Here is a 14,433-nt window from a genome sequence, read left to right as displayed (position 1 = left end):
CAGACGCAGGGGCGGGGGGGGCTGCACCCCAAAAGTCTTAAGTGATGAATTGCTTCAATAATAAAAGCCGGGCTAAAAGGGCCCGGCTTTTATTATTGATCCAACTCAACACTGTCGCGTTATGGGGTGCAGGGGCCAAGCTTCGTTCTTTGGGACCCCTGCATAATCTAAATGACCTTGATCCTTGCCTCCGGCTCCGCCTCCCGCGCCATGCTCCTCAGCAATGCCGGCATCCCCTTCATCAAAATCCCTTCGACGGTCGACGAAGACCAGATCAAGGACGAATGCCTGCTGCGTGGCTTTACGCCCAAGGCCATCGCGATGCGCCTGGCCGAAGCCAAGGCCCAGCAGATCGCACTTGCCAACCCCGGAATGGTTTTGGGAGGAGATCAGGTCCTGCAACTCGACAACGACCTGATCAGCAAGTCACCCGACATGGATGCCGCCCGCGACCTCCTTAAGCGCATGAGTGGCAAGACCCATTATCTTCACGCCGGCATGGCCCTGTGCGAAAACGGCCAGCTGATCTGGTCCGGCGTCGAAACCGCCGAAATGACGGTCCGCCCCCTCACCGATGCCTTTATCGACCGCTACCTCGAAGAAGCCGGCGAAAAGCTGCTGTCGACTGTCGGCAACTACATGCTCGAAGGCCTGGGCGTGCAACTGTTCGACAGCATCCGCGGCGACTATTTCACCGTACTCGGCCTCCCTCTCCTGCCCCTGTTGGGCAAACTCCGCCAACTGAAGGTGCTGAACCCATGATCGATACCCTCCCCACAGGCGCGGCCAAGGTCGCCGCCATCGTCGGCCAGCCGGTTCACCACTCAATGAGCCCGTTTCTGCACAATGCCTGGCTGCGCACCATGAAGATGAACGGCGTCTATGCCGCTTTCGGACCCAAGGACGAACACGCTTTCGAACGCCTGATCCTGTCGTGCCGCACAAATGGCATCAAGGGCCTGAACATCACCGCCCCCTTCAAGGCCCAGGCCTTGGCCCTCGCCGACACAGTCGCCGAAAGCGCACGCCATTGCGGTTCGGCCAATGTCCTGACCTTCGACGATGAAGGCTATGTCCACGCCCAAAGCACCGATGGCTACGGTCTGATCCGTGCTTTCGAACTTCAGGCGCCAGATTGTGATCTGAAATCCGGTCCTGTCGTCATTATGGGCGCCGGCGGGGCTTCACGCGCAGCCGTTGCCGCCATGCTGGAAGCCGGCAGCCCCGAAGTGCGCATCGTCAACAGGACCCTGGCCCGTGCAGAAGAACTGGTCTTCGCCTTCCACACCGACCAGGCGCACATTCACCTGACAGGTAAGGAAAAGACGATCTCCTTCCGCCAGAAAGTCACCGCCTTTGAACTGACCGACGTCGATCGTGCCTTCACCGGCGCCGTGGCCGTCATCAATGCCGCGTCGGGCGGCCCCCTGCCCTTGTTCGATGCGCTGGACGACAATGCGACGATCATGGACATGACCTACCGGCCGCTGAAGACCAACTGGCTCAAGGCCGCCGAAGAGCGTGGTCTGAAAACGGTCGATGGCCTGGGCATGCTGATCGAACAGGCGCGGCCGAGCTTCGAAGCCTTCTATGGCCAGCTTCCTGACGGCGCATTCGACATTCGCGGCCTGGCGCTCGAATATCTGGGTGAAAAATGATCAGACTGGGCCTCACCGGCTCCATCGGCATGGGTAAGTCGACCATCGCGCAGATGTTTCGCGATGAAGGCGTGCCTGTGTGGGATGCCGATGAGGCCGTCCATCGGCTCTACGCAACCTCCCCGGCCCTGAAATCCCAGCTTACCGAAGCGTTTGGCGACATCCTGAGCGACACAGTCGTAGATCGCGTCAAGCTTTCGGCCGCGCTGAAGACGGCGGAGAACGGTTTCGATCGGTTGAATGCCATTGTTCACCCGCTGACCGTCGATGACCGCAAGACTTTTCTGGACGCACAGGAAAGACACGGCGCGGATCTGGTCGTCTCCGATATCCCTCTCCTCTTTGAAACCGGGGCGGAAAGCCATCTTGACTACGTCCTGGTGGTGTCGGCGCCGGCAGATATACAGCGCCAGCGCGTCATGGCGCGGCCGGGCATGACCGAGGAAAAGTTCGCCGCGATCCTCAGCAGGCAGATACCGGACGCCGAAAAACGCCAACGCGCGCATTTCATTATCGACACGTCGCAGAGTCTGGATGCCTGTCGTGCAGAGGTGCGCGCGCTTGTGCACCGCTTCGTTTCACAAACGAATGCCTCTTGATCTGGACTCCGGATCAAATACATAAACGTCCATGGCTACTGAAATCGTTCTCGATACTGAAACCACAGGCATTGATCCGCGCAAGGGACATCGCCTGATCGAAATCGGCTGCATCGAGATCGAAGACCTTCTGCCGACCGGGCGGACCTATCACCAATATATCGACCCGGAACGCGAAATCGAGCCGGACGCCATCCGTGTCCACGGCATCACCAATGAAAAGGTGAGGGGCAAGCCAAAGTTCGCCCAGATCTGCGAAGAGATGATGGAGTTCATCGGCGATCGCAAGATTATCGCTCACAACGCAGCGTTTGACCGTGGCTTCGTGAATATGGAACTCGAGCGCATGGCGCGGGTCTGCCCGCCGGATGATCAGTGGATCGATACGCTGGCCCTGGCACGCGTCAAGTTTCCGGGCATGCACAATTCGCTGGACGCCTTGTGTAAGCGCTTCAACATCTCATTGGCCGAACGCGACCTCCACGGCGCCCTTATCGACGCCCGCTTGCTGGCCAGTGTCTATCTGGAATTGCTGGGCGGGAAGGAGCGGGGCCTCGACCTCGAAATGGCCTCGGCCAGCACCAATGCGATCAATATCGCGGCGTTTACATCCTATGGCCCACGCCCGCGTCCGCTGGCGTCGCGCATCACTGCATGTGAGGCAGCCGCGCATACGGCTTTCGTGCAGAAGTATCTCAAAGAGAAAACCCTCTGGAAATAAACATCGCCCTCCTAGTCCTGCTGCTGGCAGCTTTCGCGATCAATGCGTGGCTCAGCATCGGACGATTCAAGGCGTTGCAAGCCGACCAGGTGATCGACCGGGTAGCGTTTTATCGTTCGGGCCTTGTACGGTCGCTGATCCTGTTTTCCGGTGGGGCGGTGGTGACATTGATCCTGCTCAGGCGGACCGATGCACTGGTGACTGTGCCCGAAGTGTTCGGCGCCGAAGTCGTGCGCTCGGTACTGTCGGGCGTGCGGCCGGAATTTATCTATGGCGTGATTGCACTGTGGGTCTTTGTCATCTGCCTGGCGTCGCTGATGGGCGGCTGGCAGATGAAGCGCATCGTTGAATCCGGAGCGGAGATGCCGAACGGCGCCTTGGGGGCTTTGTTGCCGCAGACGGGCAGGGAGCGCGGCTGGGGATTTCTGGTGTCTCTGAACGCTGGCCTGTCCGAAGAGCTGTTTTTCCGCCTGGCCTTACCATTGTTATTGCTGCCGCTGGTGGGCGATGGCGGACAGGCTTTTTGGCTGGCGGTGCTGATCTTTGGCCTCGGCCATATCTATCAGGGTGTATCCGGGATCGTGATGACGACGATTGTCGGAGCGGTCCTGGGTTTCGTTTATCTCTACAGCGGCAATATCTGGCTGGCCGTGGCGATCCATGCGGGCATCGATCTGTGGTCGCTGGTGGTGATGCCGGTGCTGATCGGGTGGAAGAAAACGAGTGGGGCGTGGGGTCCGTGACCCCACAAAACCTTATTTCCAATAAAGAAAGCCCCGCCTTCAGGCAGGGCTTTTTTATTGGATAGAAGTCTTGGGGCCTCAGGCCCCAAACCCCATTCGTTTTTTTACGCCTGACCTGCGGTCTGCTGCTGTGCCAACACATTGTTGCGCTGTTGCACATACAGGGCGCCGAAATCGATCGGATCGAGGAAGAAGGGCGGTGTGAAACCACCGTCGGCCGAGACGTCGGCAATGATGCGGCGCGCGAACGGGAAAAGATAGCGCGGGCATTCGACCAGCAGGGTCGGCTCGACCATCTGCTCGGGGATATTACCCAGCTGGAACAGGCCACCATAGACCAACTCGATGGCGAACATGGCGCCGTCCGGGGTCGAAGCCTTGACCGACAGCTTCAGGTCGACTTCGAACAGACCGTCATTGCGGCCCTTGGCGCTCATTTCGACGCCGAGATCCACTTCCGGACGCGATTCCATGCGCAGCGACTGCGGCGCGCGCGGATTCTCGAACGAAAAATCGCGGATGAACTGGGCCAGAACGGTCATGTTCGGCGCGGGCGGTTGTTCAGGCAGGGCCTCGGGCAGGTCGGACATAGATGAAATAACTCCGGGTGGTCACGCGGTCATTCGCCATGCCACGTATTGATGTGGGAAAGGCCCGTACCAGATAAGAAAAATTTACGCAATGAAACGAACAGTTCCATTGAGCGAAACTTATCCTATATAGTTGAGGTTCGCGGGCAATCCATATATGCCTGCGACAGCCGTGCCCCTTGTAAGCGTTTTCCGAACAAAATCAGAGATTCGTGCTGTGAATAATATTGTCGTCCTTGTTATCTTCGCCATCGTGGCCGTCATCATCCTGGTACAGCTGTATAGCGTGCTGGGCCGGAAAGTCGGCTTTCGCGTCGAAGACAAGGTGCTGGCCAAGACCGGTGACGATGTCGACGGCAAGCTTCAACTGGAACGCCCGGCTGAACCGCCGAAGTTTCCGAACCTTGATGTGCTGAAATCCCGGGACGTCAATTTCAACGAAATCAACTTCGTTGAAAAGGCGCGCGAAACCTATGAACAGGTTGTACTGGCCTTTCATCGCGGCGAACTGGATACGGTAAAAGACCGCCTCACCGAGACGGTCTACGGCAGTTTCGCCAAGGCGGTTGAAGCGCGCGAAGGTGCAGCTGTAACGACTCGCCTGAGCTTCGTCGAAACGCCCAAGGCCGATATCGACGTCATCGATTTCAAGGACGACATCGCCCAAATCCGCGTCCGCTTCCTGTCCGAGCTGCTCTATGAAGCCGAAGCGACGGACGCTGACGCCAAGCCGGAAAAGACCTATCGCCGTACCGCTGAATACTGGACCTTCCAGAAGGGCCTTAAGTCGCCGGCCAATCCGTGGCTGCTGGCGCGCGTCGAAGCGGCAAAAGCATAATAAAAGCGGGGGAGACGATCTTGGGCGGCTTGAAATTCAAAACTCTGGCCGTCCTGGCCATGACTTTGTTCGTGGCCGCCTGTGCCGAACGCACGCCGCCGCCGGTCATAACGCCTCCCGTCACACCGCCGACCCAGCCGCCGGTGCAACCGTCAACAGGACCGAATCCGGTTCCTGTCGGACAGCGCCTGTCGGAGCTGGCCGGCTGGGAAACAAGCGATGCCTTTATCGCGCTCGAAGCCCTGCGCAGCACCTGCACCTACAAGAAGGGCCGCCAGTACGCCAACCTTTGCCAGGCGATTGCTGGCCGCGACTTCAATTCGCCCGAAGAGATCAAGACCTTCCTCGACCACAATATGAAGGTCGAACCGCTGGACGGGCAGGGGACCCTCACAGGTTATTTCGTGCCGGACTATCCAGCCAGTTACACGGCAACGGAAGAATTCTCGCAGCCCGTACGCCCGCGTCCGGCGGACCTGGAGACTGTTACGGGTTCACAACTCACCCCGGCGCAGACCGCCACGAAGATCGCGGCGCGCAAGGTGGATGACACCTATGTCGCCTATTACAGCCGCGCTGAAATCGAACAGATGCCGGTGACGACAAACTACTACATGCGGCCGGAAGACTATTTCTTCATGCAGCTCCAGGGCTCGGGCTTTCTCGACATGCCGGACGGCAAGCGCGTCTATGCTGCCTATGCCGCTGACAATGGCCGGCCCTTCGTCGGCATCGCCAAGATCATGGTCGAACGCGGCCTGCTGGCCAAGAACGAAACCTCGGGTGACAATATCCACGCCTGGCTGGCCGCCCATCGCGGACCGGAAGCGCAGGACGTGATGAATGCCAATCCGCGCTACGCCTTCTTCGTCATAAATCCCACTCAGACCGAACCGAATGGCGCCGCTGGGATTCCGTTGCCGCCGGGCTCAGCCATTGCGGTCGACCCGGCGCACCACGCCATGGGCGATCTGTACTGGATCGATGCCAATGCCGGCACCCTGACGGGGGCCTTCCCGATCTATCAGCGAGTCGTCGCCGCGCTTGATACGGGTGGGGCGATCAAGGGCAGGGTCCGCGCCGATCTCTATGTCGGTGCAGGTAAGCGCGCCGGGACAGAAGCTGGCCGCATCAAGCACGTGCTGCGCATGTATCGCATCGTGCCGTTTACGCCATAGGCGTGCGCGACCACGGCGTTCCCATTATCCTTGTCGCAACCGGATTGCGCGTACAGCCGACCCTGAGGCGCAATATTGCGCTTTTCAATCTTCACGCGCTATAAGATTGATCGTCCGTGGTTAACGGCGACATCTTTGAGAGGTTGGCTATGAACATCAAGAAATATTCGGCAGAGGCGATCGGCACGTTTTGGCTGACCTTTGGAGGGTGCGGAAGCGCGGTCATCGCCGCAGGTTTGCCGGACGTTGGGATCGGATATCTCGGTGTTTCGCTTGCCTTTGGCCTCACAGTCGTCACCATGGCCTATGCCATTGGTCATATCTCAGGCTGCCACCTTAATCCGGCCGTTACCGTGGGTCTGGCAGCCGGCGGTCGCTTTCCGGCCAAGGAGATCATCCCGTATGTTATTGCCCAGGTCATCGGCGGCCTGATTGGGGGCGCCGTCCTCTATGTCATCGCAACGGGTAAGGCCGGCTTTGATGTCACAGCAGGCTTTGCGTCGAACGGTTATGGCGAACACTCCCCGGGACACTATTCACTGCTTGCCTGCCTGGTGGTTGAATTCGTGCTTACGGCCGTTTTTCTGTTCATCATCATGGGCGCAACGCACGGCAAGGCGCCCGCAGGCTTTGCGCCGCTGGCCATCGGGCTTGGCCTGACGCTCATTCACCTCATCAGCATCGATGCCACGAACACGTCGGTAAACCCGGCGCGCAGCACGGGCGTAGCGTTGTTTGCCGGCGGATGGGCTCTGCAGCAACTGTGGCTTTTCTGGATCGCACCTATTGCCGGCGGCATTGTCGGCGGGGTCAGCTATCGCTGGCTCAGCGCGGAACCGGTCGGCCAGATTACCGGCTCGCCACCGGCTGAATAAAAAAGGTCGGGTAGTTAAGGGCGATAGCTTGGTCGTACAGCCAAGAGACCCTATGGCCCTCAGCCACCCGGCAATGCTTTAGAAATCGAATACCAGCCGCATCGCGGCCAGGCTCAGCAGACACAGTACGCCAGAACTGGCGATGAACAGGCCGAAGCGGATGACGGTGATGTTGACCGTCGCCTGAACCAGCGAATGCAGGATACGCAGGGCAACATAGAGCCACGCCAGATATTCGACGTCGAAGCTAGTCTTGCCCGTGGCGTAGATCGCGATACAGAGTGCATAGAACAGGGTCGGCTGTTCCATAAGGTTGTTATAGTTGTCAGCAGGCCACTGCACACTGGCGGGCAAGCGGCGCACGGCCTCACCAGTCTCCAGCCGCTCTTCGGTGACGGCATAGCGCAACAGTGACGGCAGCCGGCGGGCGTAAAGCCAGACCAGCATCACCATGGACCAGACAATGAGGGCGAGTACAGGTTCGATCATAAGACCTTATCCTGCCTCAAAAAGTTTAAAATAGAGTCTCGCCGCGGTCGATTTTATCCGGCAAGACTCGTAACGTCGGTAACTTAATGGCTGCGCAAACGATCTTAGCATTTGTTAAACAAATAACGCGAGAGTGACATCAAACAGGGCACGGGTCTGGCATAACGTGACCATTACCCAGCAAACCAATAGGGCAGTCACATGGATGACATCTCGCACATTGCCGGCGCCGAGCGCGAGGCACTGATTTCCGCATTTGCCGCCGCGGTACACAAGGATGGCAAGAGCCTGGCGAGTTTCGAGACAGCCTATCTCAACCAGATCCTGGAGGACCTGGAACTCGATGAACTGCCCGACCTGTCGACGGCCGACCTCAACCAGGCGATCGCCGGCTTCTGGGCCTACGCGGCCGAGCGCGGCAATGTGAACCAGACGCTGCGCCGCATCCGGCCATTCACCGGCGCCAAGGGCGAAGCGACGGCCTACGACGTCGTCGAAATTGTCCAGGCCGACCAGCCCTTCATTGTCGAAACCGTCATGGGCGAGCTCATCGAACAGGGTGTATCGGTCCGTTCCATGTTCCACCCGGTCGTCAAGGTCGGGCGTGATGCGTCAGGTGTGCGTCAGGACCGAGACGGTCAGATGGCGGAATCGCTGATGCTGGTCTTTATCGAGCGCCTCAATCCGGAAAAGCACGCCGCCGTTCTGGCCGGCCTCGACGAGAGCCTAAACGATCTCAAACTGGCCGTGCTCGATTTCCCGCGTATGCAGCGCCTACTGGCCGAAGAGATTGCCGATCTGGAATCGTTGCGTGGCAATACGGCCGTGCAGATAGATCCGGCCCTGCTGGAAGAAGACATCGCCTTTCTGAAATGGATCGATGAGAACCGCTTCGTCTTTATCGGGGCGCGCGGCTATCAGTATCCGCGCAGCGGCGATGGCGCCTATGCCCGTGAAGAACCGCTGAACCAGCTTCAGGAAGGTTTCGGTATCCTGCGCGATGCCAGGCGCGGCGTCCTGCGCCGCTCCAGCGAACCGGCCGTTCTGACCCAGCAGGTCCTCGACCAGCTTGTGTTGTCCGAGCCGGTGACGGTCGCCAAGGCCAATATCAAGTCGCGCGTCCACCGCCGCGTCTATATGGACTATATCGGCATCAAGCGTTACGGCCCAGACGGCAAGCCCTCCGGCGAGGTCCGCTTTGTCGGCCTGTTCACTGCCGAAGCCTATGACCGCCCGGTCTTTGAGGTGCCGTTGATCCGTCGCAAAGCCGAGCGCGTGCTGGAACAGGCCAAGACGATCGGTCTCCACGGCGGCCACAACGAAAAGCGGCTCAAGAACATCATCGAGACCTATCCGCGCGATGAGCTGTTTCAGATGGCGGAGGCCGATCTGCTGCGCATTGCGCGTGGCATCCTGCATCTGTCCGACCGGCCGCGCGTGCGTTTGTTTACGCGCAACGACACCTTCGACCGCTTTATCTCGGTCCTGCTCTATGTGCCGCGTGAACTCTATCAGTCGCAGATGCAGAAGCAAGCTGGCGAGATCCTGGCCCGCGCCTATTGTGGCCGCGTTTCGGCGTCCTACCCGTATATCTCGGAATCGCTTCTGTCGTGCGTCCACTATATTATCGGTGTGACGCCGGGCGACCATTTTGACCCGGACATCAGCGACGTCGAAGCCGATATCGAAAACATCGTCCGCTCATGGCCGCAGAAGCTCGACGCCCTGGTCCACGACGATGGCTTTATGGCCACCCTGCCGGCGATCGACGAAGCCACCGATTGGATGGTTTGGGCGCAGGCCATCCCGGCCGGTTATCGCGATCGCTATGAGATTTCCGAAGCTGTGCGCGATATCGGCCACCTGAGCCGCCTCAGCGACGGCAATCCCGTTGATGTAAGGGCTTATCAGCGTCTCGAAGATTCCGAAGGCGTTTTCTGTTTCAAGCTGTATACGCGCGGCGACCGCGCCATTCCCTTGTCGGACATCCTGCCGGTCCTCGACAATATGGGCTGCAAGACGCTTGAGGAATACGGCTACAATGTCCGCTCGATGGATGTCGGCAGCCTCTGGGTCCACGAATTCATCATCGAGCTGCCGGAAAGCCATGCCGGTTTTGCCGCCTTCCGCGACGATTTCGAACAGACCCTGCTGGCCCTGTCGCGGGGCCGGACAGAAAACGACGGCTTCAACGCCTTGGCGCTCAGTGGTCATTCGTGGCGTGAAGTCGCCCTGGTCCGCGCGCTCAGCCGCTATCGCACACAATCCGGCCTCGATCCCGCCGCCGATGTCCAGCAGCAGGCTCTGCGCGACAATCCAGCTGTGACCTCGGCGCTGATCGATCTGTTTACGCTGAAGTTCGCGCCGGGTGATGCTGTCGCTGACCGCGAACCCAAGGTCGCCGAGGCGGTCACGCAAATCGAGCAACTGCTGCAAAAGGTCATCAGCCTCGACCACGACCGCGTCCTGCGCCGTCTCTCCGCCTTGGTGCGATCCATCCAGCGCACCAACTATTTCCAGGACAAGCGCTACATCTCGTTCAAGATCGCCAGCCGCGAACTGGCCGACCTGCCCGAGCCCAAGCCCTATCGCGAAATCTTCGTCTGGTCGCCGCGCGTCGAAGGCGTCCACTGCCGCTTTGGCCCGGTTGCGCGCGGAGGCCTGCGCTGGTCCGACCGCAAGGACGATTTCCGAACCGAAGTCCTGGGCCTGGTCAAGGCACAGCAGGTCAAGAACGCGGTCATCGTCCCGGTCGGCTCCAAGGGCGGCTTCTTCCCGAAGCGCCTGCCCAAGGGCGGGACGCCTGACGCCATCCGCGAAGAGGCGATCAAGGCCTATAAGGTCTTCCTCAGCGGCCTTCTGGATCTGACCGACAATATCGATGCCGCGGGCAAGACCGTTCCGCCGAAGGACGTTGTCTGCTGGGATGCGCCGGACCCCTATCTGGTCGTCGCCGCCGACAAGGGCACGGCGACCTTCTCCGACATCGCCAACAGCGTCTCGGCCGACTACGGCTTCTGGCTGGGTGACGCTTTCGCCTCGGGCGGTTCGGTCGGCTACGACCATAAGGCCATGGGCATTACCGCACGCGGCGCCTGGGAAGCGGTCAAGCGCCACTTCCGTGAGGCCGGCAAGGATATCCAGTCGCAACTGTTCACCTGTGCCGGCGTCGGCGACATGTCGGGCGATGTTTTCGGCAATGGCCTGCTGCTGTCGGACAAGACCCTGCTGGTGGCGGCCTTCGACCACCGCGACATCTTTATCGACCCTAATCCCGACCCGGCCGTTTCGCATAAGGAACGCGAGCGCATGTTCGCCCTGCCGCGCTCGAGCTGGCAGGATTACAACAAGGAACTGATTTCCAAGGGCGGCGGTGTTTTCCCGCGCAGCCAGAAGTCGATCCCGCTGTCGCCGGAAATCAAGACCCTGCTGGACATAGACGCCAATGAGGTGTCGCCGTTCGACCTGATGCAGGCCATCCTGCGCATGCGCGTCGATCTGCTCTATTTCGGCGGGATCGGCACCTACGTCAAAGCCCCGGCGCAATCGCATCTCGATGTCGGTGACAAGGCCAATGATGCCGTCCGCGTCGACAGTACCGAGATCCGCGCCGCCGTTATCGGCGAAGGCGCCAATCTCGGCATGACCCAGGCCGGACGCATTGCCTGTGCCGAACGCGGCATCCGCCTGAACACCGATGCCATCGACAATTCCGCCGGCGTCGATTGTTCCGACCACGAGGTCAATATCAAGATTCTGGTGGGGCAGTTGGTGGCCTCGGGCCAGATGACTTTGGAAGCCCGCGATAAACTGCTGTCTGAGATGACCAACGATGTGGCGCAACACGTCCTGCGTCACAACTACGACCAGACCCTGGCCTTGTCGCTTCAGGAAGCCACGGCGCGGGAAGACAATCCCGCTATCCAGGCCTTCATGACGTCGCTCGAAAAAGCCGGCAAGCTGAACCGCAAGGTCGAAGGCCTGCCGTCCAACGCAGCCATGGAAGCGCGGAAGATCGAAGGCAAGGGGCTTTATCGTCCGGAACTGGCTGTTACGACCGCCTACGGCAAGATCGTCCTGTTCGACGATATCGTCGCTAGCACCGCGCCCGATGACGACGGCCTGTTCGACATCGCCATCGACTACTTCCCGGAAGCGCTGCATGGCCAGCGAGACGCCATCCGCAAACACCGTCTCTATCGCGAAATCGTCTCTACCGTGCTGGCCAACCGCATCGTCAACATGGCGGGTCCAAGCTTTGCCGAGCGCGTGACGCGCGGGGCCGGCGTCGATACGGGTGCGCTGGTCCTGGCTTTTGAAGCGACGCGCCGGCTCTATGACGTCAGCGGCCTGTGGCGTGCAATCGATGCGCTCGATAATCATGCCCCGGCCGCGGCCCAGACTGCGCTTTATCAGGAACTGGCGCGCTTCCTGCGCCGGCAGACCTACTGGACGGCACGTCGCTTTGCGCAGGTGCCACACGACCTCAAGACGATGATCGCACCCTATGGCGAAGGTGTTCAGGCACTGACGGGTCTTGATCCGGCGATGCTCAACGATACGACACGCGGCAATATCGAAGCCCGCGTGACGGCCCTGACCGGTCTGGGCGCGCCTGAGGAACTGGCGCGCCGGATTGCGCGTTTGGCCTTTATGCGCCGGGCGCCCGAAATCATCGAACTGGCGACGGATCACAGGAAGGACCTGACCAAGACGGCCGAGCTGTGGTTCCTGACCGGCGAACGTTTCGGCTTCGAGAAGCTGGCGGAAGCGGCGGGCCAGATGTCCAGCGCCGATCCGTGGGACCGCATGGCGACACGCCGCCTGATCGAAGACGTCCGCGCCGAGCAGAAGGCGGTGGTCAATGCCATGATGGCGCGCATGAAGAGCGACGAAAGTCCGCGCGCCATTGCCGAAAGCTGGGAGGCGGAAAATGGCGCCTTGGTCGAGCCGCTGCGTCAGATGATGCAGGATATGACGACGGGCGGCTGGAGCTTTGCCAAGCTGACCATCGTCAATGCCTTGCTCAGGGAATGGGTCGTAAAGCTGTGACTTGCGCAAGGGGCGTTACAAACCCCTTGCCAATTTGAGCATCTGCGCCCATTTACAGCCCATGTTTATCCAGACCGAAGCCACGCCCAATCCTGACGTCATCAAGTTCCTGCCCGGCAAGATCGTGCTGGAAACGGGTACGAAACAGTTTGCCTCAAAGGACGAGGGCGCAGTGTCGCCGCTCGCCCAGGCTTTGTTCGGCATCGACGGCGTATCGGCGCTGTTTTTCGGCAGCGACTTCCTGACGGTTCGCCGCGACCCGGAATCCTCGAAGATCTGGGCAGAACTGAAGCCGCCGATCCTGGCCGCGATCATGGACTTCTATGCCTCGGGTCAGCCGATCCTGACCGAAACCGAAACCAAGACCGAAATCGTCTACGAAGGCGAGTTGGGCCAGATCGTCGCTGAGATCAAGGATCTGCTTGATACCCGCGTCCGGCCGGCCGTGGCGCAGGACGGCGGCGACATTGAATTCGACAGCTTCGACATGGAAAGCGGCACGCTGTACCTGCATATGCGCGGCGCTTGTGCCGGTTGTCCGTCGTCGTCTGCAACTCTGCGTCAGGGCGTTGAAAGCCTGATGAAGCACTATGTGCCCGAAGTGAAGCAGATCGAGGCCGTCCTCTGAGCCTGACCTTTGTTATCGATACGTCGCTAAATGCCTGCTCAGTCGGGCTTTTCCGTGACGGCGCCGCACTGTTTTCCGTATCCGAACCGATGCAGCGCGGCCATCAGGAAGCGCTTGGCCCCATGGCGGCGCGCGCCTTTGATGATGCTGGTGTGCGTCCGCGTGAACTGACCCATATTGGCGTGACGCTTGGACCTGGTTCGTTTACCGGACTGCGAGTCGGCCTGTCCTTCGCCAAGGGATTGGCGGTGGGGTTGAACCTGCCGCTTCAGGGGATTGGTACCCTGGAAGCTATGGGTCATCATCCCGATTTGCTGGGTAAGGACCGCGTGGCGGTGATCGACGGCGGCCGCGGACAGATCTATATCCAGGAATTTTCCGCCACAGGGCAGGGTGAGCCGCGCGCTGTTCAGGCTGGCGAGATCGTCAGCGGTATCCTGACCGGACCAGGTGCGCATCTGCTGGACGGTGAGGTTTTCACACAGGCCTATCCGGTGCTCGAAGCTCTGGTCGCACTGACGGTGGCCGGCGGTCACGACGACCTGACGCCGCTTTATATGCGCGGAGCGGACGCCATCGCATCGACGCGCGGCATTATTTCGCTGCAGGCATGATCCGCCGGATCGACCAGCCGCCGGCGGAGATCGCGGACATTCATGCCCGCTGTTTCGATCATCCGTGGAGCGCCGGTGTCTTTGCCGATCTCGCAGTAAAGCCGCATCATCGCCTCTACATTCTGGAAGACAATGGCCGGGTCGTGAGCTTTATCGTTTTGTCGGTGGTGGTCGGTGAGGGGGAAATCCTGACACTTGCCACCGATCCGGACGCGCAGGGCAGGGGGTGCGGCCGTCGTCTGCTGGAGGGCGTGATTACCGAACTGCGCACCGAGGGGCAGGAAGCGCTTTTCCTGGAAGTCGCCGTCGACAATGCTCCGGCTCTGGCGCTCTATAGCGGCTGCGGCTTTGAGCGGACGGGCCTGCGCAAGGCCTATTACAGCCGCAAGATCGGTCCACCGGTCGACGGGCATATACTAAGGCTTGCGCTGATTTAACGCGGGCCTTA

14 protein-coding genes are annotated in these 14,433 nt (G+C 60.2%); 12 read left to right on the top strand and 2 right to left on the bottom strand.

Annotated features, from left to right (window positions below):
* Window positions 1–171 precede the first annotated feature (171 nt).
* The 5 genes from AC1DON_RS04675 to AC1DON_RS04655 all read left to right on the top strand — a co-directional run bounded on the left by AC1DON_RS04675 (window position 172) and on the right by AC1DON_RS04655 (window position 3,721).
* The gene (locus AC1DON_RS04675; RefSeq protein WP_476933589.1) at window positions 172–762 is read left to right on the top strand and encodes a Maf family protein; all 591 of its coding nucleotides are present in this window, start codon (window positions 172–174) and stop codon (window positions 760–762) included.
* Entirely contained in the window at window positions 759–1,658 is a 900-nt protein-coding gene (locus AC1DON_RS04670) for a shikimate dehydrogenase family protein (RefSeq protein WP_476933588.1), read from the top strand. Before AC1DON_RS04675 ends, AC1DON_RS04670 begins: the two co-directional genes overlap by 4 nt.
* Window positions 1,655–2,257 carry a dephospho-CoA kinase gene (gene coaE / locus AC1DON_RS04665; protein ID WP_476933587.1) on the top strand — a complete coding sequence of 201 codons (603 nt, stop codon included), beginning with the start codon at window positions 1,655–1,657 and terminating at the stop codon, window positions 2,255–2,257. The genes AC1DON_RS04670 and coaE overlap by 4 nt, the downstream gene beginning before the upstream one ends.
* A gap of 31 nt (window positions 2,258–2,288) precedes the next feature.
* On the top strand, window positions 2,289–2,978 hold the full coding sequence (dnaQ, locus tag AC1DON_RS04660) for a DNA polymerase III subunit epsilon (protein ID WP_476933586.1): 690 nt from the start codon (window positions 2,289–2,291) through the stop codon (window positions 2,976–2,978).
* Between the two features lie 89 nt (window positions 2,979–3,067).
* Window positions 3,068–3,721: a CPBP family intramembrane glutamic endopeptidase gene (locus AC1DON_RS04655; RefSeq protein ID WP_476933585.1), complete on the top strand. Its 654-nt coding sequence runs from the start codon at window positions 3,068–3,070 to the stop codon at window positions 3,719–3,721.
* Between the two features lie 104 nt (window positions 3,722–3,825).
* On the opposite strand, the gene secB is transcribed toward AC1DON_RS04655, so the two are convergent.
* On the bottom strand, window positions 3,826–4,311 hold the full coding sequence (gene secB, locus AC1DON_RS04650; protein ID WP_476933584.1) for a protein-export chaperone SecB: 486 nt from the start codon (window positions 4,309–4,311) through the stop codon (window positions 3,826–3,828).
* Between the two features lie 217 nt (window positions 4,312–4,528).
* On the opposite strand from secB, the gene AC1DON_RS04645 reads away from it, so the two are divergent.
* From AC1DON_RS04645 to aqpZ, 3 genes are all read left to right on the top strand, one after another.
* Complete coding sequence (locus AC1DON_RS04645; RefSeq protein ID WP_476933583.1) at window positions 4,529–5,149, top strand: Tim44/TimA family putative adaptor protein; 621 nt, start codon at window positions 4,529–4,531, stop codon at window positions 5,147–5,149.
* Between the two features lie 20 nt (window positions 5,150–5,169).
* Window positions 5,170–6,327 (top strand): MltA domain-containing protein, encoded by a 1,158-nt coding sequence (locus tag AC1DON_RS04640; protein ID WP_476933582.1) that lies wholly within the window; start codon window positions 5,170–5,172, stop codon window positions 6,325–6,327.
* 149 nt (window positions 6,328–6,476) lie between these two features.
* Window positions 6,477–7,202, top strand: a complete 726-nt coding sequence (gene aqpZ / locus AC1DON_RS04635) for an aquaporin Z (protein WP_476933581.1) — start codon at window positions 6,477–6,479, stop codon at window positions 7,200–7,202.
* A gap of 78 nt (window positions 7,203–7,280) precedes the next feature.
* Here aqpZ and AC1DON_RS04630 read toward each other — a convergent pair whose 3' ends face one another.
* Window positions 7,281–7,691 (bottom strand): MAPEG family protein, encoded by a 411-nt coding sequence (locus AC1DON_RS04630; protein WP_476933580.1) that lies wholly within the window; start codon window positions 7,689–7,691, stop codon window positions 7,281–7,283.
* A gap of 201 nt (window positions 7,692–7,892) precedes the next feature.
* Between AC1DON_RS04630 and AC1DON_RS04625 the strand changes: the two genes are divergently transcribed.
* The 4 genes from AC1DON_RS04625 (at window position 7,893) to rimI (ending at window position 14,422) form a co-directional block, all read left to right on the top strand.
* On the top strand, window positions 7,893–12,743 hold the full coding sequence (locus AC1DON_RS04625; protein WP_476933579.1) for an NAD-glutamate dehydrogenase: 4,851 nt from the start codon (window positions 7,893–7,895) through the stop codon (window positions 12,741–12,743).
* Window positions 12,744–12,804: 61 nt separating this feature from the next.
* On the top strand, window positions 12,805–13,371 hold the full coding sequence (locus AC1DON_RS04620) for a NifU family protein (protein ID WP_476933578.1): 567 nt from the start codon (window positions 12,805–12,807) through the stop codon (window positions 13,369–13,371).
* Window positions 13,368–13,985: a tRNA (adenosine(37)-N6)-threonylcarbamoyltransferase complex dimerization subunit type 1 TsaB gene (gene tsaB, locus AC1DON_RS04615; RefSeq protein ID WP_476933924.1), complete on the top strand. Its 618-nt coding sequence runs from the start codon at window positions 13,368–13,370 to the stop codon at window positions 13,983–13,985. The genes AC1DON_RS04620 and tsaB overlap by 4 nt, the downstream gene beginning before the upstream one ends.
* A complete protein-coding gene (gene rimI, locus AC1DON_RS04610) occupies window positions 13,982–14,422 on the top strand; it encodes a ribosomal protein S18-alanine N-acetyltransferase (protein WP_476933577.1) in 441 nt (146 codons plus the stop codon). The genes tsaB and rimI overlap by 4 nt, the downstream gene beginning before the upstream one ends.
* Window positions 14,423–14,433 lie beyond the last annotated feature (11 nt).

It is taken from the genome of Asticcacaulis sp. P4_H10 (assembly GCF_056400965.1).
The sequence above is the reverse complement of the archived record's forward strand: the minus strand, read 5'-3'. Positions and strand labels throughout refer to the sequence as shown.

What these genes read in the sequence shown, in the direction of transcription:
- AC1DON_RS04675 (WP_476933589.1), top strand. Translation starts at nt 172, where the DNA reads ATGACCTTGATCCTTGCCTCCGGCTCCGCCTCCCGCGCCATGCTCCTC.
- AC1DON_RS04670 (WP_476933588.1), top strand. Translation starts at nt 759, where the DNA reads ATGATCGATACCCTCCCCACAGGCGCGGCCAAGGTCGCCGCCATCGTC.
- coaE (WP_476933587.1), top strand. Translation starts at nt 1,655, where the DNA reads ATGATCAGACTGGGCCTCACCGGCTCCATCGGCATGGGTAAGTCGACC.
- dnaQ (WP_476933586.1), top strand. Translation starts at nt 2,289, where the DNA reads ATGGCTACTGAAATCGTTCTCGATACTGAAACCACAGGCATTGATCCG.
- secB (WP_476933584.1), bottom strand. Translation starts at nt 4,311, where the DNA reads ATGTCCGACCTGCCCGAGGCCCTGCCTGAACAACCGCCCGCGCCGAAC.
- aqpZ (WP_476933581.1), top strand. Translation starts at nt 6,477, where the DNA reads ATGAACATCAAGAAATATTCGGCAGAGGCGATCGGCACGTTTTGGCTG.
- AC1DON_RS04630 (WP_476933580.1), bottom strand. Translation starts at nt 7,691, where the DNA reads ATGATCGAACCTGTACTCGCCCTCATTGTCTGGTCCATGGTGATGCTG.
- AC1DON_RS04625 (WP_476933579.1), top strand. Translation starts at nt 7,893, where the DNA reads ATGGATGACATCTCGCACATTGCCGGCGCCGAGCGCGAGGCACTGATT.
- AC1DON_RS04620 (WP_476933578.1), top strand. Translation starts at nt 12,805, where the DNA reads ATGTTTATCCAGACCGAAGCCACGCCCAATCCTGACGTCATCAAGTTC.
- rimI (WP_476933577.1), top strand. Translation starts at nt 13,982, where the DNA reads ATGATCCGCCGGATCGACCAGCCGCCGGCGGAGATCGCGGACATTCAT.